The organism is Agrobacterium sp. 22-223-1, assembly GCF_053522385.1.
Map to the genome: position 1 here is coordinate 968,989 of NZ_JBNWCN010000001.1, position 22,103 is coordinate 991,091.

Sequence of the window (22,103 nt, forward strand, 5' to 3'; positions counted from 1 at the left end):
ACGTCATGACAGAACAATCCCTGCTCAAATTCTCCATTGCCGTCACGGTTCTGCTGGCGCTCTTCGGCATCGGCGCAGGCCTGTTCTCCGGCTCCTTCGCCGTGGTTTTCGATGGTGTCTATGCGCTGACGGATGCTTTCATGACGGTGCTGGCGCTGCTTGTCGCGCGGCTGATCGCCGCTTCCGCCGCGCCCAAACCCGGCGGCCGGCTGGTGGAGCGTTTCACCATGGGCTTCTGGCATCTGGAGCCGATGGTGCTCGGGCTTAACGGCACGCTCCTGATGGGGGCGGCGATCTACGCCCTCATCAATGCCGTCGACAGCCTGATGGATGGCGGCAGATCGATCGAGTTCGATTACGCCATCGTCGTCACCTTCGTCAGCTTCGCCGTCTCACTCGCCATGGCATGGTTCGTCAAACGGCAGAACCGCCGGCTGAAATCCGCATTCGTGGCGCTGGACGCCAAAAGCTGGCTGATGAGCGCGCTTCTGAGCATGGCGCTCTTCGTCGCCTTCGCCGTGGGCTATGGGCTTACGGGAACGGCGCAGGCATGGCTCGCACCCTATATCGACCCGGCCGTGCTGGCGCTGGTCTGTCTCGTCATCATCCCCATGCCGCTCGGCAATGTGAAGCAGGCGCTCGCGGACATTCTTCTGGTGACCCCGCTGGAATTCAAGCAGCATGTGGACCGGGTGGCCGCCGAGACGGTGGAGAAATTCGGCTTCTCTTCCCACTATTCCTATGTCGCCCGTGTCGGCCGCGGCCGTCAGATCGAACTCTTTTTCATCGTCCCGAAGAACTGGCCGCCCCGGCGTCTGGAGGAATGGGACGCGATCCGCGACGAGATCGGCGATGCGCTGGGCGGCGAGGGGAGCGACCGCTGGCTGACGATCGTGTTCACGACGGATGAGGAATGGGCGGTTTGAGTGGGGAAGTCTGAGGGGCGGGGTTGCAGCCCCTTTGCGTCAACCGGGTATTGAGCGACTACTGATCCATCGCGCAAAGCCCGTCGCAATTCTGGTTCATGAAGAGCGATTTCAGCGCCTGCGCCTTGTCGCGTTCAAGCCCGGACAGTTCCGGCAAAATCGTGTCGATCTGGGTGGCCATGGTGGTTCGGTCGGCAAGGGAGGTCGCGGCGACCACGGGAATGGCGCTGGCATTAAGGGCGTTCAGCAAAATGAGCCGGTTCTCGGATCGCAAATTCGGTGAGCGCAGCATAAGAGTCAGTCCGGTAAACTGCTCCATGATGCCAAGGCGCATCTGGTGCAGGCCATCGCGGCGCGCCTTGTTCATCTGATCGGCAGGAAGCACGGCGACAAAATCGGTAATCGCCTCCAGCTGAGCCGCCTGGACATGTAATAGATAGGCTCCGGCGCGTGCGATTTCGTCCTGGTATTTGAACGTATTTGCCGCTGTGTCCGGAAGACTGCCGTTCTGTGGGGTAAACAGTGCATAGGTTTTAAGAACGGCGCTCGCATTCGCGCCTATGGCGATGAGCGCCGGAACATCGGCGGACCGGTATGGCTGCCTGCCAAGGGTCCCCTCCACATTCCAGAGCCGGTCCAGCACCTTCGCATGAGCGGGGTTGGACAATCGCGGTAAATCCCCCTGCGCGCGCGTTTCCCGCGCGAGCGTGTCGAGGCCCTGAAATGCCGCGGCCGATTCGTTTTGATTGGCGGAAGAGACATCGGCCTTTGCCACCAAGGGCATCGCGCCAAACCACGACAATAGCAACAGCGCGGGAATCAATCGCTTCAAGGTCGTAGTCTCCTCAATTGAACTGACGTTCTTTTTCATGGTGCATGACAGGTTTTATGGTGCCCGCAATTCGAGCGCAACATCAGGTAGCAATTCCGACGGCCTACCGGCCGGTTATAGTGGCCTGTTTTGCCGCTCAAGAAGTTCGACAAAGGCGTCCTGCTTTATGAGGACAGGATCCGGTAACTGCGATGGGGCGAATGGCTTGCGCCCCTTGCTGCGAATCGCGCAACCCGCTAGCTTTCAACCGCAGGCTAGACCCAAGCCTCCCCCCTCCTTTCGGGAAAGCATCGCACATGCAGGGTGACGCCAAATCATCGAACCATCTGTTCGAGCATCGCATGAGGAGGGGTTGCGTTTCGGCTCGCAATGGAGGTCTTTGATGAAACTTTCTGCACCGATATTTCAGCTTAAACGTCGTGCAAAGCTCATGGCGCGAAACAATGATGTTACGCTGAACGAAGCGCTGGATCAGATCGCGCAAGAAGAGGGCTTTGCAAGGTGGAGCATGCTGTCGTCCCGGATGTCTTCCGGGCCACTTTCCGAAACGGTACTTTCCCGTCTCGATGCCGGCGACCTGTTATTGCTCGCTGGCCGACCGGGGCAGGGCAAGACCATGCTTGGTCTTCAGCTTCTGATCGATGCGGCCCGGGACGGCCGCAAGGCGTTTCTGTTTACGTTGGAATTGACCGAAAAACAGGCGGGAAAATATCTCCAATCGCTAGAAAGGGAGACTGACGGCTTCGCCAACCAAGTTCAGATTGTCACTTCCGATGAAATTAGTGCGGACTATATCATCGATCGGATGTCGGGGTCGCGACCGGGAACAGTCGCGGTGATCGACTATCTCCAGGCGCTGGATCAACAGCGGAGCAAGCCCGTTCTTTCCGAACAGCTACGAGCCCTCGGTGATTTTGCGCGACGGTCAGGTTGTGTTCTGGGCTTCATTTCGCAAATCGACAGATCGTTTGATCCGGAAAGCAAGCGGCTTCCCGACATCCGCGATATTCGCCTTCCGAACTTCGTCGATCTCGGCCTTTTTAACAGGGCGTGCTTCCTCCACGACGGCGAAGCGCAACTTCAGGACGTCGCCTGATTGCCTGCCGCGACTTGACGGGTCGCGGCAGTCACTCTCCTGAAATCTGGTTGCGACATAGCGCGGACAGGTACGTGAAACGATGAGAAGACGGCAGCAAAATGCCACGTCGCTGTAGAAGCAATGTGAAACAGGCGCTCGCGGACATTCTTCTGGTGACCCCGCTGGAATTCAGGCAGCATGTGGACCGGGTGGCCACCGAGACGGTGGAGAAATTCGGCTTTTCCTCGCACTATTCCTATGTCGCCCGCGTCGGCCGCGGCCGTCAGATCGAACTCTTTTTCATCGTGCCGAAAAACTGGCCGCCCCGGCGTCTGGAAGAATGGGACGCGATCCGCGACGAGATCGGCGATGCGCTGGGCGGCGAGGGGAGCGACCGCTGGCTGACGATCGTGTTCACGACGGATGAGGAGTGGGCGGTTTGATGTTGGAGAGTGATTTTAGCTAAGTCGGCTTGGGGGCCGCGAGCGGACTGGCGGCTTTCGAGGTAGCTTACCTATCCTAGCGTAGGATGCCGCCCGGTCCGCTCAGGGCGCTTAACCTAGAACCCCGTCTCATAAAATGAAACATCCACTATTTCCCTCCCAGGGACGCTGATATCGCCAAAGTTCAGGGAGCCAAGACCACAGGCCCAGCTTAAGCATTACTTGGGACCCTCAAGCAAACGGAACCAGTCTTTCACCGTCAATTTGAGACGATCAACCTCATCCTCTGCCAGAAGTCCGCAATGGGCGATTGGGCCGCGAAGATTATTGAGCGAAAACATTACCCTGCCCATAGCCTTCTGGTTGCTCAGGATGCCCCCAAACAAGGCATAGTTCGCACGAATAATGTCCCCCAGTTGGCCGAACGTTACATAGTCTAAGGGATTCTCCGATCGTGGGGTAAAGCCCGCTTCCTGCTCTCTTTGCAGATTCCCCTTATATTCGACCTTTGCACTGTCGGGAGCATATTTGTCCCACCAATCAGGCCCCTTGTTGTCCTCAGTAAGCGTGTCATCAATCAGCCGACGAATGTCATTCTCTAGCATGTAGAAGAGCTTGTAATGCTCAGCCATCATCAACGCGTTATCACGGACCTCTGCCGAGAATTGTGACACGGATGCCTTCACCGATGCATCTTCATTGGCGACCGAATGGCTGACGCTTGGACGGGGATTTACTCCATCAACTGCCAACTTTATCGACGCGCATTTTAGAAGAAACAATTCGATTGTATCAGCTTGATCCATCACAGAAGGTTCTCTTTAATGCTACGAAAGATCGCATTTAGTACCTTTAGATCTGATGTCTCGGGAAGCACGATATTGATATTATAGACGAGACCAACCGGCTTCGAGCCTCTGCTGATACTGCGGACAACCTCGCCCTGACCGTGCTGATTTGCCGTGGCACCTGCCAATTCATCCTGAAAACTCGGATCGTCACCACCATTGCTCAAATCGGCCCCGGCAGGAATAAACGCCTTCACAACGTTGAAGGTAGATTTGATAGCCTGAGCAACCGGATCACTCGCCTTCAGTCCAGTTATTTCGAGGATAATGTCGCGCAGTTTGTTGTCATCGACAGTGTGGGCATACTCACTTCGTTTGAATATTTCTGGAAAGCCATTACGCAATCCAGCCAAAGCTGCTGCAGGTCGGCCACCTTCCGTGCGGAATTTAGCATAAAGGTCCGTTGGCACTGCGTCGCTAGACAGAAAGCCCATTTTTTTCATGATCGGGATTGTCGCGCGCGCAGCACCGCCGCTCAGCTTAAGGACATTCTCCATGAAATCTGCATTGAACTTGTCTGGACGAGACGCATCAATAAGGCGCTCAAGCGCCCTTTTCAGCGTTCCCGAGGCTGTAAGGTAAGGAAGATTTCCTGGGATCTTTCTTGGGGCAGACGCCTTGGCTGTGGCAGTTTTTTCCTCTGCTCTAGCTTTTTCCTCACCTTGCTTGGATTCAGCCATTCAATCCCCCGACTCTTTTGGCACATTCTATCGCGCTGACGAATGATCGCAACGCCCTTTGCAAAAGTTAAAAGCAACATGCTCAGTCACGATCTTGGATAGCGCGATTGCTGTAGGGGGAAGCAGTCAGGCGCGGCAGACTATTGGAATGTCAATCTGACTGCAGAGTGATCAGGATGAAGGTGTAAAACAGAAGCGCCGCCATTGATGAAGCGAGCCGAATGGGCGTTTCAGCCGCGGTAAACGCGAGAGCGGCACGAATGCCGACTACCCTTGACGCCTACACTCCCAGCTTCTATTTTAAATCTTACGTGAACGTAAAAGTAATAAAGCAATCATCAGGTTGTCTGACAATTGACTGGCGTGCGACATGTTTTGCCGCTATAGAAGCTCGACAAAGGCGTCCTGCTTTGCGAAGACAGGCGCTGGTGGATGCGGTGTCGCGGATGGTTTTTTGACTGGCGCGGGCGATGCGCCGGGAATGCCGGAAAGCGGATATAACAACAGCCGGATGGGACCGGCGATGCGGAGAGGATGAGATGACGGAAGCGATGGAACTGCCCGAACGCGAAGCGATGGAATTCGACGTTGTGATCGTTGGCGCGGGTCCTGCGGGCCTTGCCGCCGCGATCCGCCTGAAGCAGGTGGAGCCGGAGCTTTCGGTCGTCGTTCTCGAAAAGGGTGCCGAAGTCGGCGCGCATATTCTCTCCGGCGCGGTGGTCGATCCGATCGGCATCGACCGGCTGCTGCCGGGCTGGCGCGAAGAGGAGGGGCATCCCTTCAAGACCGAGGTCAAGGACGACCAGTTCATGTTCTTAGGGCCGGCCGGCTCCATCCGCCTGCCGAATTTCATGATGCCGCCGCTGATGAACAATCATGGCAATTACATCGTCTCGCTCGGGCTGGTCTGTCGCTGGCTGGCGGAAAAGGCGGAAGCGCTCGGCGTCGAGATCTATCCGGGCTTTGCCGCAACCGAAGTGCTCTATGACGACGAGGGCGCCGTCATCGGTGTCGCCACCGGCGATATGGGCATCGAGAAGAACGGCGAACCGGGCCCGAACTTCACCCGCGGCATGGAGCTGCATGGCAAATATGTGCTGATCGGCGAGGGCGTGCGCGGTTCGCTCGCCAAGCAGCTGATTTCCAAATTCGATTTGTCCCGGGATCGCGAGCCGCAGAAATTCGGCATCGGCATCAAGGAACTCTGGCAGGTCAAGCCGGAAAAGCACAAACAGGGTCTTGTGCAGCATTCCTTCGGCTGGCCGCTCGGTTTTAAGACCGGCGGCGGTTCCTTCCTCTATCATCTCGAGGATAACCTCGTCGCCGTCGGCTTCGTGGTGCACCTCAACTACAAGAACCCCTATCTTTACCCCTTCGAGGAATTCCAGCGCTTCAAGACGCATCCGGCCATCCGCGAGACCTTCGAGGGCGGCAAGCGCATTTCCTATGGTGCGCGCGCCATCACCGAAGGCGGCTACCAGTCGGTGCCGAAGCTCACCTTCCCCGGCGGCGCGCTGATCGGCTGTTCCGCCGGTTTCGTCAATGTGCCGCGCATCAAGGGCAGCCATAATGCGGTGCTGTCGGGCATGCTGGCGGCGGAAAAGATCGCCGCAGCGATTTCCGCCGGCCGCGCCCATGACGAGGTGGCGGAGATCGAGGCGGAATGGCGCGACGGCGATATCGGCAAGGATTTGAAGCGGGTCAGGAACGTCAAGCCGCTGTGGTCGAAGTTCGGCACGCTCATCGGTGTCGGTCTCGGCGGTCTCGACATGTGGACGAACCAGCTCTTCGGCTTCTCCTTCTTCGGCACGCTGAAGCATGGCAAGACGGATGCGGAGAGCCTTGAGCCGGCCGCAAAGCACAAGCCGATCGCCTATCCGAAACCGGATGGTGTGTTGACCTTCGACCGCCTCTCGTCGGTGTTTTTGTCGTCCACCAACCATGAGGAAGACCAGCCGGTGCATCTTCAGGTGAAGGACATGGCGCTGCAAAAACTGTCCGAGCACGATGTCTTTGCCGGCCCTTCGACGCGTTATTGTCCGGCCGGCGTTTACGAATGGGTGGAGAAGGACGGCGAGGAAGTCTACGTCATCAACGCCCAGAACTGCGTGCACTGCAAGACCTGCGACATCAAGGACCCCAACCAGAACATCAACTGGGTGCCGCCGCAGGGCGGCGAGGGGCCGGTTTACGCCAATATGTGATGGCGATTACGGCCGAAGCCTTCTCTTCCGTCATGTTCGGGCCTGTCCCGAGCATCTGTAACGGATTGATTTTACAATACGTGGATAGATCCTCGGGACAGGCCCGAGGATGACGTCGAGCGTGGGAAGGCCCCTCGCAATCATTCTCAGCCATTGTGTCATGCGGCCGGGAGTGACGACATGTGCGGAACGGGCAGACTTCTGATCGAAGGGCTCATTTCACACGACGCAGACGCGCCGTTGCCGGTTGCCGGGTCAAACCCGACATGAGGAAGAGCAGCGTCCACAGCCCGTCTCCCCGTCAGTATTTGTGGATTGCTCTTCGATTTCTTACATATAGGATGTTGGGGTGTTGCATGGTCGCGTGGCCCGTGGATTGTGGTTCAGCGATGCGGTAACGCCTTGAATGTGCATATGGTCCTAAGTGCCGTCGCCCGACGACAGGGAGTGAAGGAATGTCCGGCTTTCAAAGGCTGAATATTGTGCGGAAGACAGGGTTCGTTGCCGGTGTGGCGGCGCTTGCGATGATTGCCGTTTCTTTCAGCGGCGGTCCGCTGGTGGCCGCAAGCTGCCGTACCGACGCCATGGCCGGCATCGACTGGCGCGAATGCAACAAGCGCCTGCTGATGCTGGGCGGCAGCAATCTCGATTCGGCAATGCTTTACGGCACGGATTTCACCTATACCGACCTGCGCGGTTCGTCGCTGAAGGGCGCCAATCTCGAGAAGGCCAAGCTCATCCGCACCGCCCTTGGCGAGGCGAACCTGCAGGGCGCCAATCTGACCAAGGTGGAAGCCTATCGCAGCGATTTTTCCGCCGCTGATGCCACCAACGCCAAATTCGTCAATGCTGAAATGCAGCGAACCAAATTCGAAAACACCAAGCTGGACGGCACGGATTTCACCAAGGCCGAACTCGGCCGCGCCGATTTCGAGGGCGCGACGCTGAACGGCTCGAAATTCTCGCTGACCAATCTGTCACGCGCCCGTTTCGGCGGCGCCAAGCTCGGCGGTCCGGTGGATTTCACCAGCGCATTCCTGCTTCTGACGAGGATCGAAGGACTCGATCTTTCCATGGCCACCGGCCTTGATCAGAAGCAGATCGACATTGCCTGCGGCGACGCCAAGACCAAATTGCCGAACGGCCTCACCGCGCCGGCCTCCTGGCCGTGCCCGGAAGATCCGGACGACGACTGACAGGAATAGCCGCGCGGTCTTGCGCTCGGCCCAAACATCTCCATAAGCGGAAGAGAAGCGTCCGCGATGCGGACGCCTCACCGGCGATCAGAAGCCCGAAAGCACGATCTTGCCCTTGGCCTTGTTGCTCTCGATCAGCGCATGAGCCTTGATCAGATTTGCGGCATTGATGGTGCCGAAAACCTCGGTCAGCGTCGTCTTGATCTTGCCGGCATCGACAAGCCCGGCCACATGGTTGAGCAGCCTGTGCTGCTCAATCATGTCAGGCGTCTGGAAGACGGCGCGGGCGAACATCATTTCCCAATGGATCGATACGCATTTGCGCTTGAAGGCCATGACGTCGAAACCGCCGGCCGGATCGTCGATCAGCGCGAAACGACCCTGCGGCGCAATGGTCGCCACGCTGTCGGCGGCATGAATGTCGCTATGGGTGGTGGAGAAGACAAAGCCCGGCGCACCGAGGCCGAGCGCTTCCACCTGCGGGGCTATCGGCTTGCTGTGATCGATGACGTGATGCGCGCCGAGTTCCTTCACCCACGCAATCGTCTCGGGCCGTGAAGCGGTGGCAATGACGGTGAGGTCGGTCAGCGCCCGCAGAAGCTGAACGGCGATGGAGCCGACGCCGCCCGCGCCGCCGATAACCAGAATGGCGTTGGCCGCGCCCGGAACCGGCTCCTTCACCCGCAGCCGGTCGAACAGCGTCTCGTAAGCGGTGATGGCGGTCAGCGGCAGCGCGGCGGCCTCCTCGAAATTCAGGGATTTCGGCTTTGCGCCGACGATGCGTTCATCGACCAGATGGAACTCGCTGTTGGAGCCGGGGCGGTTGATGACACCGGCGTAAAACACCTCGTCGCCCGGCTTGAACAGCGAGACCTTGTCGCCGACGGCCTTCACCACGCCCGCCGCATCGAAGCCGAGCACGCGGGGTTCGCCGTTTTCCGGCGACTGGTTGCGGCGCACCTTGGTATCGACGGGGTTCACCGAAACGGCCTTCACTTCCACCAGAATATCATGCCCCTTCGCTTCCGGCTGGGGCAGGTCGATATCGACGAGGGCGTCTTTCGCGGTGATGGGCTGGCTGGTCCTGTAACCGATGGCGCGCATGAACAGTCTCCTTTGCTTGTTCGCGTGCCTCTTACTTGATACATATGAACATCGATCGCAAGAATGCACATTTTGTGATGATACATACAAAAAGGATACTGTGATGTCGCGACCGCGCGCCAAGCTCACCGGCAACTTTCCCGGCTGCCCGGTGGAATCGGCCTTAAGTTTCCTCGATGGCAAATGGAAGGGCGTGATCCTCTATCACCTCATCAACGAGGGCACGCTGCGCTTCAACGAGTTGCGCCGCCATATTCCGAGCGTCACCCAGCGCATGCTCACCAAGCAGCTGCGCGAGCTGGAAGAGGCGGGCCTGATTTCCCGCACCGTTTTCCCGGTGGTGCCGCCACGCGTGGATTATGCGCTGACGCCGCTCGGCGAGACGATGATACCGGTGATTTCGGCGCTGAAAAGCTGGGGCGACGCCCATGTCGTGTGCAGGAACGGCGAGAAATATACCCGCCTTCCCGAGGCGAAGGAAAAGGCCGCCTGAAAAATCACGGGTAAAAGCGCACCCCTCCGCGCGCCTTTTTCATGGTGCGATGCAACATGTATTTGCCCCGATTGATGCATAATGCTGCGATCTCGATTCGCAGCAGGGACATCAAGACACATGAGCATCGGTTGGTTGGAGGCCGCATTTCTCGGCTTTTTGCAAGGGCTTACGGAATTTCTTCCGATTTCTTCAAGCGCGCATCTGAGGATCGCCGGGGAGTTCCTGCCCTCCGGCGCGGATCCGGGAGCCGCCTTCACCGCGATTACGCAGATCGGCACCGAAGCGGCCGTGCTGGTCTATTTCTGGTCGGATATCATGCGCATTGCCATCGCCTGGCTCCGGCAGAACTTTCGCCTCGGCGAGTATAACAAGGCCGATGCCCGGCTCGGCTGGCTCATCATCATCGGTTCCGTGCCGATCGTCTTTCTTGGCCTGTTCTTCAAGGACGCCATCGAGCACTCGCTGCGCAACCTTTACATCACCGCCGTGATGCTGATCGTCTTCGGCATCGTTCTCGGCGTTGCCGATAAAATCGGTGAGAAGCGTTACAAGCTGAACCAGCTTATCTGGCGCGATGGCATCCTGTTCGGTTTCGCGCAGGCCATGGCGCTCATCCCCGGCGTCTCGCGCTCGGGCGGCACCATCAGCGCCGGCCTGCTTTTAGGCTACACCCGCGAGGCGGCAGCACGTTATTCCTTCCTGCTCGCCGTTCCCGCTGTCTTCGGCTCCGGCTTTTACCAGCTCTTCAAAAGCATCGGCGAGGACAATCCGGTCGGTTGGGGTCCGACGGGGCTCGCAACCCTGATCGCCTTCGTCGTCGGTTATGCGGTGATCGTCGTGTTCCTCAAGCTCGTCTCCACCAAGAGCTACATGCCCTTCGTCTGGTACCGCGTGGTCATTGGCTTCATCCTGCTGGGGCTTCTGGGAACGGGCGTCATCAGCGCCGGCGGGTGAGGGGTAGCGTTAAAGCCTGTGCTCACCGCAAATGAAAAGGCCCGCTCCTTCGAACGGGCCTCAGTTTATTGACAAGGCTAATCAGGTACTCGACGTCATCCTCGGCCCTGTGCCGAGGATCTAACCAAGTCCAATTCAATCGAGACGTTGCAGATGCTCGGGACAAGCCCGAGCATGACGAAAGAGAGCTTTCCAGACTTAGTCGGCGTCCTAAGGCCCGCTCTTCGGAGCGGGCCTTTCGTCTTTTAGAGCAACGTACCGCTCAAGATCACCAGCGCCACCGAGAAGTAGATGATGAGCCCGCTGACATCCACCAGCGTGGCGACGAAGGGGGCAGAGGCGCTGGCGGGATCGAGCCGCAGGCGCTGCAGCACGAAGGGCAGCATGGAGCCGGCGAGCGAACCGAAGGTGACGATGCCGACGAGGGCCGCGAAAACGGTGGCGCCCACCAGCAGCCAGTGCTCGCCATAGTCATAAAAGCCGGCCTGCTGCCAGAGGCTCAGACGCAGGAAGCCGATGGCGCCCAGAATGCAGCCGAGCGTCAGGCCCGTCGGGATTTCCCGCAGCAGCACTCGCCACCAGTCGGAAAGCTTCAGCTCGCCAAGCGCCAGCGCCCGGATGATGAGCGAGGTGGCCTGCGAACCGGAGTTACCGCCCGAAGACATGATGAGCGGAATGAACAGCGTCAGCACCACGGCCTTTTCCAGCTCGCCCTCGAAATGCTGCATGGCGCTGGCCGTCAACATTTCACCGAGGAAGAGCGCTGCGAGCCAGCCGGCGCGCTTGCGGATCATGTCCGGAAAACCGATCGTCATATAGGGCTTGCCCAGCGCTTCCATACCGCCGAACTTGTGGGCGTCTTCCGTCGTGTCGGCGATCATGGTGTCGATCACGTCGTCAACGGTGACGATGCCGAGAATATGCGAACGGTCATCGACGACGGGAAGCGCCAGCAGGTCGTGCTTGCGGATCAGCCTGGCGACATCCTCCTGCGACATCAGGGGGCTCGCGCAGACGATGCCTTCCTTCGATGCGACGGAGAGGATGGAGGCACCGGCTTCGCCGGTCAAAAGGCGGCGCAGCGTCACGACGGTGGAGAGCGTTCCGTCCTCAGCCAGCACATAGATGGCATAGACCGTTTCACGCGACCGCTCGACGACGCGGATGTGCGAAAGGGTCTGTTCCACCGTCCAATTGTCCGGCACGCTGACGAATTCCGTGGTCATGATCGAGCCGGCAGTACGCGGCGGATAACCCATCAGATGCTGGATGGAGAGCGCCGTCGTGCGGTCCAGCCGGGAAAACAGCTTTGCGCGCGGCTCTTCGGCCATTTCCGCCATGACGTCGGCCACGCGGTCATCGGACATCAGGTTGACGAGGCGGGCGGCCTGTTCGACCGGAATATCGGCGATGATGGCGGCGGCGCCATGCAGTTCGGGCCGGTCGAGAATGGCGACGGCCTTTGCCTGCGGCATGGCGAGGAGGGCGGTTACGGCCTCGGTGACATCCAGCGTGTTGAGGTGCTCGACGCGTTCGGCAATGGTGGTGGAGGAACCGGCGTTTCCGCTACGAAGAAGACGTGCGGCCTTGCTGGCCCTCTGGGAGAGGTTGTGGAAGTTCATGATTGCTCACCTTTCCGTCGATTCGCCGATCACGGCGAACGCGGTGGTGAGCCGACAGCGGTCGGATCAGTTCACGTTCGCCGGTCTCGGCAAAGGCAATCGACTGCTACTGTCGCTAGACATCCAATGATGCTCCGTTGAAATCCGCGCCGTGCCGGTTGGCCTGCGCGTAAGGCCGTGTTGCGCCTGAAACCGAAAAGAGTCAAGCGCCCGATCATGAAATTTATGCAAGGTTCTGCATCGTGGCGAGAGGCGGCGGTGCAGGCTGTAAAAAAGGCGGCTTCAAGCCGCCTTTTCGCGCCGTTCGACGGTGACGGAAACAAGGAAAACGCCAAGCCCGAGAAGGGAAAGAACCGCGCCGACATAACCGGTGGAGGCGTAACCGAAACCCATCGCGATGACGAGGCCGCCGAGCCAGGCGCCGAGCGCATTGGCGATGTTGAAGGCCGAATGGTTGGAGGCGGCGGCGAGCGTCTGCGCATCCTGCGCCACATCCATCAGCCGCGTCTGCACGGCCGGACAGGCGGCGAAACCGCAGCCGATCAGGAAGACGCAGAGGCAGAGCATGAAAGGATTGTCCGCCGTCATGCCGAACACGGTCATGACAAGCACGTTGAAGGCAAGCATGCCGCCAATCGTGCCGTTGAGCGAGATATCGGCCAGCCGCGAGCCGACCACATTGCCGACATTCATGCCGATGCCGAACAGCGCCAGCACCATGGAGACGGTGGAAACCGGCATCATCGCCACATCGGTGGTGGTCTTGGCGATATAGCTGAAGACCGAGAACATGCCGCCGAAGCCGACGGCGGCGATGGCGAGCGTCAGCCACACCTGCACGCGGCGGAAAGCGCCGAGTTCGCGCCATACGCTCGCGCCTTCCTCCACCCGATCACGCGGCTGGAAGAACCAGAGCAGAGCCACCGTCAAAAGCGCGATGCCGCCGACCAGCATGAAGGCCGCGCGCCAGGAAAGCAGCTGACCGAAGAAGGTGGCGAGGGGCGTGCCGAGCAGGGTGGCGATGGTGAGGCCGAGCATGACGCGGCCAACGGCGCGGGCGCGCTTGTGGATCGGCGCCATGGAGGCCGCCACCAGCGCCGCAACCCCGAAATAAGCCCCATGCGGCAGGCCGGTGATGAAGCGCAGAACGGTGAAGCTCAGGAAATCCGGTGCGACGGCGCTCAAGATATTACCGGCCGCAAAAAGCCCCATCAGGCCGAGAAGCAATGTGCGGCGCGTCATGCGCGCGGCGAGAACCGCGATGATCGGCGCGCCGATGACGACGCCGAGCGCATAGGCCGTGATGACATAACCCGCCTGCGGAACGGTGACGCCATAGGTGGTGGCGACGTCGGGAAGCAGGCCCATGATGGCGAATTCGCCGGTGCCGATGCCGAAGCCGCCGGCGGCAAGCGCCAGTTCGATGAGCGCGATGGCAAGCGGGGAGAGGGCCACGGCAGGGGCGGCCGTGTAAACGGTTTCATTCTCCGCGCCAGGGCGGGCTTCGGAAATATTCGACTGGCTCATCGTGACCTGAAAAGCGGGAAGGGCCCACAGAAAAAAGGGCAAGACCGTATGGGAGCGGTCTGCCCTGACTGGAGATGCGCGGTCATGAAAATGACCTTAAGTGATCCCTAACATGAAATGATGCGTTGCGGTAGAGCGATTCTCGGCAAAAGAGCATCTTCACGCGATGGTGTTCGGAACCCTATATAGGGTCAGGCATTTACGCGCGGCTGCCTCACTGGATCGGGTTGGAAACATGAAGCTCATTGCAATTTTCAATCGTGACGGCGGCACGTTTCGCACCACCGACATGGAGGCCTATTGCGACCATGCCCGCGAGGTCTTCACCCGCGCCGGCCACGCCATCGATTGCCGTCTGGTCTCGGGAAAGGATATCGTCGAGGAAATGGAACGCGCCGCCGATGAGCCGGGCATCGAAGGCATCATTGCCGGCGGCGGCGACGGCACGATTTCCGCAGCAGCCGCCATCGCCTGGAAACACGGCATCGCGCTCGGCATCGTTCCGGCCGGCACCATGAACCTCTTCGCCCGCTCGCTGAAGCTGCCGCTCGATATTCGCCAGGCGCTGGAAACGCTGGCGAATGGCGAGATTGCCAGTGTCGACATCGCCAGCGCCAATGGCCGCCTCTTCGTCCACCAGTTTTCCGCGGGCCTGCATTCGCGTATGGTGCGCTATCGCAACAATCTCGCTTTTGCCTCCCGCCTCGGCAAGATCAAGGCGAGCATCCGCGCGGCCATCAGCGTCATCCTCAATCCGCCGGTCTTCGAGGTGGAATATACCGTCAACGGCAAAACGCAGCACCGCAAGGTCTCGGCCATTTCCGTCTCCAACAATGAATTCGGTCAGAGCGCATTGATGGTCGCGGAGAATGTCTCGGGCGGCCATCTCGGCTTTTATCTCGCCGATCCGTTGCGTCCTTCCGGTGTCGCGAAACTCGCTTTTGATATTCTGCGCGGCAGGCTGAAGGAAAACGCCGCCGTGACCGCCATGACGGTGACGGATGTGGAACTGCATTTTCCGAAGAAACGCCATGACCTGCGCTGCGTCATCGATGGCGAATTGCTGCCGATGGAGCGGGATGTGGCGCTGGAGGTTCACGCCGGCGAATTGAAGGTGCTGGTGGGTCGGTCGTTTTTCGCATAGTGCAACTGACTGCGAATTGGCGGTTGCCGCTTGTTTCTTCTCCTCGAGGGGGAGAAGTCCGCGGCAGCGGGATGAGGGGGCAAGCGTCGAGATATTCGGAGAGCTAGCCCCCTCATCCGACCCTTCGGGCCACCTTCTCCCCCTCGGGGAGAAGAAACCCAGCCGCCTCCGTTCGTCCAAGCCGCCCCCTAAAAAACGCCAGCCTTGCCAAATCGGAGCCGCCCGGCCATGTTCGGCAGGCGCGGTGGCGTGAGCGCCGTCGCCTTTATGGGAGTGCGATCTGTCATGAATGAAGTCTCCAAGCCGATGTCCAATCTCGCCGCCATCGATGCCGCCCATCACCTCCACCCCTTCTCCGACATGGGCAAGCTGAATGCCGCCGGCACCCGCATCATCGAGCGCGCGGAAGGGGTGTTCATCTATGACAGCACCGGCAAGAAATATCTCGACGCCTTTGCCGGCCTCTGGTGCGTGAATATCGGTTACGGACGCCGCGAGATCGCCGATGTCGTTCAGAGGCAGATGAACGAGCTGCCCTATTACAACGCCTTTTTCGGCACCACCACGCCGCCTGCGACGCTTCTGGCGCAGAAGATCGCCTCGCGCGCCGGGCCGAAGATGAATCATGTGTTCTTCACCAATTCCGGTTCGGAAGCCACCGACACCTGGTTCCGCATGGCGCGCGTTTACTGGAAGGCGCTCGGCCATCCGACGAAAACCAAGGTGATTGCCCGCCGCAACGGCTATCACGGCTCGACGGTGGCCGGTGCATCGCTCGGCGGCATGAAATGGATGCACGAGCAGGGGAACCTGCCGATCGAGGGCGTGGCCCATATCGGCCAGCCCTATTGGTATGCCGAGGGCGGCGATCTTTCGCCTGCGGAATTCGGCCTGAAGGTGGCGCGCGAACTGGAAGCGAAGATCGATGAACTCGGCGAGGAAAATGTCGCCGCTTTCGTGGCCGAACCCATTCAGGGCGCCGGCGGTGTTATCGTGCCGCCGGAAACCTACTGGCCGGAAATCGCCCGCATCTGCAAGGCGCGCAACATCCTGCTCGTATCGGATGAGGTGATCTGCGGTTTCGGCCGTCTCGGCTCCTGGTTCGGTTATCAGCATTTCGGCGTGGAGCCGGATTTCGCGCCCGTCGCCAAGGGCCTGTCTTCCGGTTACCTGCCGATTGGCGGCGTCATCGTCTCGGATCGGGTGGCGGAGGTGATGTTGTCTGAGGTCGGTGACTTCAACCACGGTTTCACCTATTCCGGCCATCCCGTCTGCGCCGCCGCCGCCCTGGAAAACCTCCGCATCATCGAGGAGGAGGGACTGGTGGAACGGGTGCGCGACGATATCGGCCCTTATTTTTCCGAGGGCTGGAAAAGTCTGACGGATCACGAACTGGTCGGCGAGGCGGTGAATGTCGGCCTGATGGGCGGCCTGCAGATAACGGCCGACAAGGCGACGCGCCGGCGTTTCGCCAAGCCGGACGACATCGGGACCGCCGTGCGCAACCATTGCCTGGCAGATGGCCTTGTGATGCGCGCCACCGGCGACCGCATGCTGGCCTCACCGGCGCTGACGATCAGCCGCTCGGAGGTGGATGAGATCATAGAAACGCTGCGCAAGGGGCTCGACCACCTGTGCGATACGCGGGAGCATTTCCAGTAAAACTGCGTAGCGGTTTTACGTCCGGAAAATGCGACGAAAAACTCTTAGGGAGGACTAAAATGGCAGGACAGGAACATCATTACGCCGTTCAGGTGAAATGGACGGGCAATCGCGGCAAGGGGACGTCGGGTTATCGCGACTATGAACGCGACTACACGATTTCCACTTCGGGAAAGGCTGACATAGCCGGCTCCTCCGACCCCGCCTTCCGTGGCGATCCCTCCCGCTGGAACCCGGAAGACCTGCTGGTCGCCTCGCTCTCGGCCTGCCACAAGCTCTGGTACCTGCATTTCTGCTCGGTCAATGGCATCATCGTCGAAGACTATGTCGACAATGCCGAAGGCACGCTGGTGATGGAAAAGGACGGCGCCGGGCAATTCAGCGAAGTGGTGCTGAAACCGGTCATCACCATTTCGAAAGGCGATCCGGCCAGAGCGGATGAGCTGCACCATGATGCGCACGAGAAGTGCTTCATCGCACGCTCGGTGAATTTTCCCATCCGCGTGGAGGGGACGGTGAAGGTGGTTTGAGGCGGATGTGGCGCGCGATCCGCGCGAGCGGACCGCGACCGGCGACTTCGCAAGAGCGTCTCCAGTAAAAATGCGTATAGGTCTTACTGGAGATGCGTAAAAATAAAGAGATAGAGCGCTTCCAAAGATCTCGTTTTTGCCTGAAGCACTGTAGGCCCAGGCATAATCGTTGCTGTCCGCTAAATGCGCTATTTTGCTGTGGTCGTGCTGTTTTCTCTCCGTCATTCCGGCCTTGAGCCGGAATCCAGTCAGCCCAAGTCCTTGGGCTGAAAAGACTCTTTTCGCCGCGCAGACGCGCGTCGGCTGGATTCCGGCTCAAGGCCGGAATGACGGAGGTTATGTTCTTTAGTGGCAGTGAGAGCATTGAGTGAGTCAATTAGGACTCATCCATTCTCCAGCTCTCGCGGATTCCACGAGATTGCCTTCCCGGCCGACGCCTCGTAGCTCCCGATGTATCCGGATCAATTCTCTCAGGGCCTCTTCAACCGCCGCTTCGGCGCTGGAGAGACCGGTAATTTCCATGACCTCTGCGATCAGCTCGTCATCGAGGTCGATCGTCACACGCATTTCGATGCCTCAAGGTGTATGAGCCAACATCAGCACCTTGAGGGCGAAGATGCGCGATCTTACTGGAACGCCGTCTCGTAAAAGCTTCGAAGCTTGCGCGAATGCAGCGTTTCGGTCGGCATGGCGGCCAGCTTCTGCACGGCGCGGATGCCGATCTGCAGATGCTGGGCGACCTGCGTGCGGTAGAACTCCGTCGCCATGCCCGGAAGTTTCAGTTCGCCATGCAGCGGCTTGTCGGAAACGCAGAGCAGGGTGCCGTAGGGCACGCGGAAGCGGAAGCCGTTGGCGGCGATGGTGGCCGATTCCATGTCGAGTGCTATGGCGCGCGATTGCGACAGGCGCTTGACGGGTCCGGCCTGATCGCGAAGCTCCCAGTTGCGGTTGTCGATGGTGGCGACGGTGCCGGTGCGCATGATGCGCTTCAGCTCGAAGCCTTCGTAGCCGGTAACTTCCGCCACGGCGCCTTCCAGCGCCACTTGCACTTCGGCCAGAGCCGGGATCGGCACCCAGACGGGCAGATCGTCGTCGAGAACGTGGTCCTCACGCACATAGGCATGCGCCAGAACATAGTCGCCAAGCCGCTGGCTGTTGCGCAGGCCGGCGCAATGGCCGACCATCAGCCAGGCATGCGGGCGCAGCACGGCGATGTGGTCGGTGATCGTCTTGGCGTTGGAGGGGCCGACGCCGATATTGACGAGCGTGATGCCGGCATGGCCCTTCTTCTTCAGGTGATAGGCGGGCATCTGCGGCAGGCGCGCGAGCACGGCATCCGTTTCCGGCTTGTCGCAACCGGCGGGGGTGACGATATTGCCCGGCTCCACGAAAGCCGTGTAACCCTCGCCGCCATTCTTCATCAACTGCCGCGCCCATGCGGCGAATTCATCGATATAGAACTGGTAGTTGGTGAACAGCACGAAGTTCTGGAAATGGCTGGCGCTGGTTGCCGTATAGTGGCTGAGGCGGGCCAGCGAATAATCGATGCGCTGCGCGGTAAAGGGGGCGAGCGGCGCGGGTTCGCCCGGCACCTGATCGTATTCGCCATTGGCGATGAGATCGTCGGTATTGTTGAGGTCGGGCGTATCGAACAGATCGCGCAGCGGCACGTCGGACAGCGAGGAGGCCGCCGCCGCCTCGACATAGGCGCCTTCGCCGAAAGCGAAATGCAGCGGAATGGGCGTCGCCGATTCCGACACCGTGACCGGAACGCCGTGGTTCTTCATCAGAAGCCCGAGCTGTTCCTTGAGGTAATGGCGGAAAAGCTCCGGCCGGGTGATGGTCGTCGTGTAAACGCCGGGGGCGGTGACATGGCCGTAGGAGAGACGCGAATCGACATGGCCGAAGGTGGCGGTCTCAAGGCTGACCTGCGGATAGCAGGCGCGGTAACGGCCGGCAATCGGCGCGCCCTTGGCAAGCTCGGTGAAGGAATTGATCAGGAACGCCGTATTGCGTTCGTAAAGCGCGGTCAAAGCCGCCACAGCTTGTTTCGGGTCCGTGAATGTCTGCGGCGCGAAAGGCTCAGGAGTGACGAAGGTGAGGGGCGGAATCGTTGGTTTTGCTATTGTCATGGCCCATTATAAGAGGCCAATTTCGACAGGCAAGCGACAGAAATACGAAGAAACTGAAAAGAAACGCAAAAAGGCAGTTCGAATAACAGAGGGTCGGCGGAAATTTCAGCCGAGCGCGCCACGCTGCAGGCTCATCAAAAGCACGAAGCCGGCGCCCTTGGAGGCGGGGCGGGGATCGGCCTTGTAAACGGCAAGTCCGGCGACCGGACCGAGAAAGATCGAGGCCATCAGCACCAGCCGCAGCGCTGAAAACAGGCCGTTGGAAAAACTTGTCGTCATCGGCCTGTCCTCACAACACGACGGGGCAATTGGCGGCGGGCGAGGGGCTGTGCTGGCAGGCGATTGCCGCGCCCGCATTCACCCGCTGGAAACTGCGGTTCGGATTAACGACGAGCGAAGCGAAGGACATGGCGAAGATCGCCATGAGAAACGCGAAGATTGCCAGTCGGCTGATCAGCTTTGCCATGTCCATTCCCCTTATTGGAGTTGATGGACAGAGTTTTGCCACACTCGGACTGAACGGACGCTGAGACCCCGGTTCATATGGCATTCAGGGATGTTAACGGGCGGTGACATGACAGATTGATGCCGCAATGGCGCTGCTCATCTCGCGGGCCACCCGCTTTTCGATCAGGACAGAGGGGCTTCCGCACGTGCCGCAAGATCGGTCAGCAGGGTCTCGAATGCCTGAGGCTGCGTCACATCGACAACCGGCACGCGGTGCTCCTGCGCGGATGCCAGCATGTCCGTGTTTTCCCGCAACGAACGCTCGATGAAGGCGTCGATGATCCGCCGCCTCTCAGCCGTTGCATCTTCATAGCGGGCGTGAGAGCGGATTCTCTCGAGAAGAAAATCATTGCCGGCATGGAGAAAGACACCGGCGACCTCGCCGCCGAGCAGGGGCGATATCAATTCCGGCCGCAGGGCCGCGCCCTCGAAGATTGTGGGAATGCCGATGCCGGACCTGCTGTCGATCATCGTGCGGATCAGCGGCCAGATGTTCTGATGATGTATCTTCAGGAACCAGTGGATCGTTTCCGCCGAGAGCCGTGCGTAATATTCTTCCACCGGTGCCGGAATGCCCGGCCATGGCCTGCCCGGATGGCGGGCGAGACTGTCGGTTGATATTGCCTCGCAGCGCAGCCTTTCGCTCAGCAGGCCGGTAAAGGTGCTTTTGCCGACATGCGAGGTGCCCGCAATCAGGATTGTCGAAAGGGTGGGGCGCATGCGTCGCTCTCGTTGGTGTTGGGCGCAACGATACATCAACTGATATATGGCTTCCATGCGGCGTGCGCCCGCAGTCTCGGAGGCAATCCTTGGCAGCGCACCGTGCCGTCAGGTGCGGGACCGCAGGCGGCAGGACAGAAGCCCGCCCGCCGCCCTGTCGATTAAAGCCGCGTCCAGGTCTGTGATTTGCACAGAACCTTCAGTACGCAGCCCTTCATGCTCAGCGAGTTGCCGGAAACGGTGCCGGAGCCGCTATAGGTCTTGTCATTGGCGGGATCGGTGATTTCACCCGAATAGCTGTTTCCCTTGCCGGAAAGCTTGCCGATCTGTTTTCCGGCGTGTTTGCCGGTCTTCAGCGTCACGCAGAAGGCACCGCCGCAGGGGCCGATCACGGCGGTTTCGCCACTGGCGGTCTTCCAGTTGCCTTCGATTGCCTCGGCGGCGAAGGCAAGGTTGCCGCTCAGCATGAGGGCGGCGGCAATCGTCATTATACGCTTCATAAAATTCCTCCCGAAATTCGCGCAGGCTTTCTCGAGCCGGCGGCCCAAAGACGCGATGCGCAGATCAAACCCTTTTGGCGGGCGAATGCGCCATCTCTGGCCCAAGCCGCCTGCGGCGCAACGATTGCTCCTTGCACCGCGCTATCCTGTGCCCGTTTCATCCTCATGACGGGCAGGGCGGATAGTATTTGACGTTCACGTAAAAGGAAACAGAAATTTGCGGCCCCGGCGCGGCATTTGCAGCAGCGGGAGGAGCGAAAGAGGGAGAATTCGAAAATCGCTGTTTTGATCGTGGTGAAGGAAGGGTTTAAATCCAATTCTAAACTTTTCGTAAAATTCGCCGCAAAGTCCTTAATTTCCGCGGCTCGTGATATTTAACGAAAACCCAATTTTACCAATCGTTTGCAGTTTGTTTGCGGCGCATTAATCATGCCTTTTAAGCGACCGTTGAAGGCCCCGTGGCATAGTGAACTCATCAAAAGCGCAGGGAAAACCTGCCGGACGAAAGGACAAAAAAGCCGCAAAAGACGGCAGGTCCGGACGATGGCCTCGACAAGAAGGCGAATGATGAAACAGGCAGAAGGACAGGGATTAAAACAATGGCACGCTTTGAAATTCGCGATATCGAAATGGCTGCCGGTGGCGAAACCCGCGCCGACACTCTTTGCAATCTCGGCCTGGTCTATGCGACCGGCCGGGGCTGCAAGGTGGACCTGATCGCCGCCCATAAATGGCTCAACATCGCCGCGATCCGCGGATCGGAAAGAGCCGCTTCGCTGCGCGCCGATCTCGCCCGCAACATGACGAAATCGGAACTGGCCGAAGCGCTGCGCGCCGCCCGCGACTGGATGACGATGCACTGATCGACCCAAGCCTTTATTGAGATTTCCGGTCCGGTTCCCTCCAGTCCCGATGACCGGCGCAAAGGAAAGTAAACCCGAAGGGGAACGCGGCGAGGGCTTTGAAAAGGGCTTTTGCGCTGACACATCAAACCGCGA

The 22,103-nt window shown here is 59.6% G+C and carries 22 protein-coding genes and 1 pseudogene; 11 read left to right on the plus strand and 12 right to left on the minus strand.

Annotated elements, in window-relative coordinates; genetic code table 11:
* The first annotated feature begins 5 nt into the window (after positions 1-5).
* A complete protein-coding gene (locus ACQZ60_RS04810; RefSeq protein ID WP_003524087.1) occupies positions 6-926 on the plus strand; it encodes a cation diffusion facilitator family transporter in 921 nt (306 codons plus the stop codon).
* 58 nt (positions 927-984) lie between these two features.
* Here the strand turns inward: ACQZ60_RS04810 and ACQZ60_RS04815 are convergent, their stop codons facing one another.
* Positions 985-1,758, minus strand: a complete 774-nt coding sequence (locus ACQZ60_RS04815) for a hypothetical protein (protein WP_448734841.1) — start codon at positions 1,756-1,758, stop codon at positions 985-987.
* A 382-nt stretch (positions 1,759-2,140) separates the two neighbouring features.
* Between ACQZ60_RS04815 and ACQZ60_RS04820 the strand changes: the two genes are divergently transcribed.
* Together ACQZ60_RS04820 and ACQZ60_RS04825 are read left to right on the plus strand one after the other, a co-directional pair.
* Positions 2,141-2,854 carry a DNA helicase gene (locus tag ACQZ60_RS04820; RefSeq protein WP_448734842.1) on the plus strand — a complete coding sequence of 238 codons (714 nt, stop codon included), beginning with the start codon at positions 2,141-2,143 and terminating at the stop codon, positions 2,852-2,854.
* Between the two features lie 122 nt (positions 2,855-2,976).
* Positions 2,977-3,279: pseudogene (locus ACQZ60_RS04825) on the plus strand (cation transporter); the annotation flags it as partial.
* 218 nt (positions 3,280-3,497) lie between these two features.
* Here ACQZ60_RS04825 and ACQZ60_RS04830 read toward each other — a convergent pair.
* Together ACQZ60_RS04830 and ACQZ60_RS04835 are read right to left on the minus strand one after the other, a co-directional pair.
* Positions 3,498-4,085 (minus strand): Swt1 family HEPN domain-containing protein, encoded by a 588-nt coding sequence (locus ACQZ60_RS04830; protein ID WP_262535009.1) that lies wholly within the window; start codon positions 4,083-4,085, stop codon positions 3,498-3,500.
* The gene (locus ACQZ60_RS04835) at positions 4,085-4,807 is read right to left on the minus strand and encodes a DUF5343 domain-containing protein (RefSeq protein WP_262535010.1); all 723 of its coding nucleotides are present in this window, start codon (positions 4,805-4,807) and stop codon (positions 4,085-4,087) included. Before ACQZ60_RS04835 ends, ACQZ60_RS04830 begins: the two co-directional genes overlap by 1 nt.
* 539 nt (positions 4,808-5,346) lie before the next feature.
* Between ACQZ60_RS04835 and ACQZ60_RS04840 the strand changes: the two genes are divergently transcribed.
* Entirely contained in the window at positions 5,347-7,011 is a 1,665-nt protein-coding gene (locus tag ACQZ60_RS04840; RefSeq protein ID WP_174023909.1) for an electron transfer flavoprotein-ubiquinone oxidoreductase, read from the plus strand.
* A gap of 455 nt (positions 7,012-7,466) precedes the next feature.
* On the plus strand, positions 7,467-8,207 hold the full coding sequence (locus ACQZ60_RS04845; protein ID WP_020808663.1) for a pentapeptide repeat-containing protein: 741 nt from the start codon (positions 7,467-7,469) through the stop codon (positions 8,205-8,207).
* Between the two features lie 87 nt (positions 8,208-8,294).
* Here ACQZ60_RS04845 and ACQZ60_RS04850 read toward each other — a convergent pair whose 3' ends face one another.
* Positions 8,295-9,311, minus strand: coding sequence for a zinc-binding alcohol dehydrogenase family protein (locus ACQZ60_RS04850; RefSeq protein WP_020808664.1), 1,017 nt, complete (start codon positions 9,309-9,311; stop codon positions 8,295-8,297).
* Positions 9,312-9,414: 103 nt separating this feature from the next.
* Here ACQZ60_RS04850 and ACQZ60_RS04855 point away from each other — a divergent pair, with 103 nt between their 5' ends.
* Positions 9,415-9,804, plus strand: coding sequence for a winged helix-turn-helix transcriptional regulator (locus tag ACQZ60_RS04855; RefSeq protein WP_003524094.1), 390 nt, complete (start codon positions 9,415-9,417; stop codon positions 9,802-9,804).
* Between the two features lie 120 nt (positions 9,805-9,924).
* Positions 9,925-10,761, plus strand: a complete 837-nt coding sequence (locus ACQZ60_RS04860) for an undecaprenyl-diphosphate phosphatase (RefSeq protein WP_020808665.1) — start codon at positions 9,925-9,927, stop codon at positions 10,759-10,761.
* A 245-nt stretch (positions 10,762-11,006) separates the two neighbouring features.
* On the opposite strand, the gene mgtE is transcribed toward ACQZ60_RS04860, so the two are convergent.
* On the minus strand, positions 11,007-12,383 hold the full coding sequence (gene mgtE, locus ACQZ60_RS04865; RefSeq protein WP_020808666.1) for a magnesium transporter: 1,377 nt from the start codon (positions 12,381-12,383) through the stop codon (positions 11,007-11,009).
* A gap of 282 nt (positions 12,384-12,665) precedes the next feature.
* Positions 12,666-13,910 (minus strand): MFS transporter, encoded by a 1,245-nt coding sequence (locus ACQZ60_RS04870; RefSeq protein WP_051671853.1) that lies wholly within the window; start codon positions 13,908-13,910, stop codon positions 12,666-12,668.
* A gap of 235 nt (positions 13,911-14,145) precedes the next feature.
* On the opposite strand from ACQZ60_RS04870, the gene ACQZ60_RS04875 reads away from it, so the two are divergent.
* From ACQZ60_RS04875 to ACQZ60_RS04885, 3 genes are all read left to right on the plus strand, one after another.
* Positions 14,146-15,054, plus strand: a complete 909-nt coding sequence (locus ACQZ60_RS04875) for a diacylglycerol/lipid kinase family protein (protein WP_035260716.1) — start codon at positions 14,146-14,148, stop codon at positions 15,052-15,054.
* Positions 15,055-15,339: 285 nt separating this feature from the next.
* A complete protein-coding gene (locus ACQZ60_RS04880; RefSeq protein WP_448734843.1) occupies positions 15,340-16,716 on the plus strand; it encodes an aspartate aminotransferase family protein in 1,377 nt (458 codons plus the stop codon).
* A 59-nt stretch (positions 16,717-16,775) separates the two neighbouring features.
* Positions 16,776-17,246 (plus strand): OsmC family protein, encoded by a 471-nt coding sequence (locus ACQZ60_RS04885; protein WP_080852422.1) that lies wholly within the window; start codon positions 16,776-16,778, stop codon positions 17,244-17,246.
* Between the two features lie 372 nt (positions 17,247-17,618).
* Here ACQZ60_RS04885 and ACQZ60_RS04890 read toward each other — a convergent pair whose 3' ends face one another.
* The 6 genes from ACQZ60_RS04890 to ACQZ60_RS04915 all read right to left on the minus strand — a co-directional run bounded on the left by ACQZ60_RS04890 (position 17,619) and on the right by ACQZ60_RS04915 (position 21,105).
* Entirely contained in the window at positions 17,619-17,813 is a 195-nt protein-coding gene (locus ACQZ60_RS04890) for a type II toxin-antitoxin system VapB family antitoxin (protein WP_448734844.1), read from the minus strand.
* A 59-nt stretch (positions 17,814-17,872) separates the two neighbouring features.
* The gene (gene amn / locus ACQZ60_RS04895; RefSeq protein WP_196379411.1) at positions 17,873-19,378 is read right to left on the minus strand and encodes an AMP nucleosidase; all 1,506 of its coding nucleotides are present in this window, start codon (positions 19,376-19,378) and stop codon (positions 17,873-17,875) included.
* A 105-nt stretch (positions 19,379-19,483) separates the two neighbouring features.
* The gene (locus tag ACQZ60_RS04900) at positions 19,484-19,657 is read right to left on the minus strand and encodes a hypothetical protein (protein WP_003509979.1); all 174 of its coding nucleotides are present in this window, start codon (positions 19,655-19,657) and stop codon (positions 19,484-19,486) included.
* Between the two features lie 10 nt (positions 19,658-19,667).
* The gene (locus ACQZ60_RS04905) at positions 19,668-19,850 is read right to left on the minus strand and encodes a hypothetical protein (protein WP_020809511.1); all 183 of its coding nucleotides are present in this window, start codon (positions 19,848-19,850) and stop codon (positions 19,668-19,670) included.
* Between the two features lie 158 nt (positions 19,851-20,008).
* On the minus strand, positions 20,009-20,605 hold the full coding sequence (locus ACQZ60_RS04910; RefSeq protein WP_448734845.1) for a hypothetical protein: 597 nt from the start codon (positions 20,603-20,605) through the stop codon (positions 20,009-20,011).
* A gap of 161 nt (positions 20,606-20,766) precedes the next feature.
* Positions 20,767-21,105, minus strand: coding sequence for a DUF2147 domain-containing protein (locus ACQZ60_RS04915; RefSeq protein ID WP_003524108.1), 339 nt, complete (start codon positions 21,103-21,105; stop codon positions 20,767-20,769).
* A 599-nt stretch (positions 21,106-21,704) separates the two neighbouring features.
* On the opposite strand from ACQZ60_RS04915, the gene ACQZ60_RS04920 reads away from it, so the two are divergent.
* Positions 21,705-21,968, plus strand: a complete 264-nt coding sequence (locus ACQZ60_RS04920; protein ID WP_003524109.1) for an SEL1-like repeat protein — start codon at positions 21,705-21,707, stop codon at positions 21,966-21,968.
* Positions 21,969-22,103 lie beyond the last annotated feature (135 nt).

Coding starts and splice junctions, on each gene's coding strand:
- ACQZ60_RS04810 (WP_003524087.1), top strand. CDS start 6: ATGACAGAACAATCCCTGCTCAAATTCTCCATTGCCGTCACGGTTCTG.
- ACQZ60_RS04820 (WP_448734842.1), top strand. CDS start 2,141: ATGAAACTTTCTGCACCGATATTTCAGCTTAAACGTCGTGCAAAGCTC.
- ACQZ60_RS04830 (WP_262535009.1), bottom strand. CDS start 4,085: ATGGATCAAGCTGATACAATCGAATTGTTTCTTCTAAAATGCGCGTCG.
- ACQZ60_RS04835 (WP_262535010.1), bottom strand. CDS start 4,807: ATGGCTGAATCCAAGCAAGGTGAGGAAAAAGCTAGAGCAGAGGAAAAA.
- ACQZ60_RS04840 (WP_174023909.1), top strand. CDS start 5,347: ATGACGGAAGCGATGGAACTGCCCGAACGCGAAGCGATGGAATTCGAC.
- ACQZ60_RS04845 (WP_020808663.1), top strand. CDS start 7,467: ATGTCCGGCTTTCAAAGGCTGAATATTGTGCGGAAGACAGGGTTCGTT.
- ACQZ60_RS04850 (WP_020808664.1), bottom strand. CDS start 9,311: ATGCGCGCCATCGGTTACAGGACCAGCCAGCCCATCACCGCGAAAGAC.
- ACQZ60_RS04855 (WP_003524094.1), top strand. CDS start 9,415: ATGTCGCGACCGCGCGCCAAGCTCACCGGCAACTTTCCCGGCTGCCCG.
- ACQZ60_RS04860 (WP_020808665.1), top strand. CDS start 9,925: ATGAGCATCGGTTGGTTGGAGGCCGCATTTCTCGGCTTTTTGCAAGGG.
- mgtE (WP_020808666.1), bottom strand. CDS start 12,383: ATGAACTTCCACAACCTCTCCCAGAGGGCCAGCAAGGCCGCACGTCTT.
- ACQZ60_RS04870 (WP_051671853.1), bottom strand. CDS start 13,910: ATGAGCCAGTCGAATATTTCCGAAGCCCGCCCTGGCGCGGAGAATGAA.
- ACQZ60_RS04875 (WP_035260716.1), top strand. CDS start 14,146: ATGAAGCTCATTGCAATTTTCAATCGTGACGGCGGCACGTTTCGCACC.
- ACQZ60_RS04880 (WP_448734843.1), top strand. CDS start 15,340: ATGAATGAAGTCTCCAAGCCGATGTCCAATCTCGCCGCCATCGATGCC.
- ACQZ60_RS04885 (WP_080852422.1), top strand. CDS start 16,776: ATGGCAGGACAGGAACATCATTACGCCGTTCAGGTGAAATGGACGGGC.
- ACQZ60_RS04890 (WP_448734844.1), bottom strand. CDS start 17,813: ATGCGTGTGACGATCGACCTCGATGACGAGCTGATCGCAGAGGTCATG.
- amn (WP_196379411.1), bottom strand. CDS start 19,378: ATGACAATAGCAAAACCAACGATTCCGCCCCTCACCTTCGTCACTCCT.
- ACQZ60_RS04900 (WP_003509979.1), bottom strand. CDS start 19,657: ATGACGACAAGTTTTTCCAACGGCCTGTTTTCAGCGCTGCGGCTGGTG.
- ACQZ60_RS04905 (WP_020809511.1), bottom strand. CDS start 19,850: ATGGACATGGCAAAGCTGATCAGCCGACTGGCAATCTTCGCGTTTCTC.
- ACQZ60_RS04910 (WP_448734845.1), bottom strand. CDS start 20,605: ATGCGCCCCACCCTTTCGACAATCCTGATTGCGGGCACCTCGCATGTC.
- ACQZ60_RS04915 (WP_003524108.1), bottom strand. CDS start 21,105: ATGAAGCGTATAATGACGATTGCCGCCGCCCTCATGCTGAGCGGCAAC.
- ACQZ60_RS04920 (WP_003524109.1), top strand. CDS start 21,705: ATGGCACGCTTTGAAATTCGCGATATCGAAATGGCTGCCGGTGGCGAA.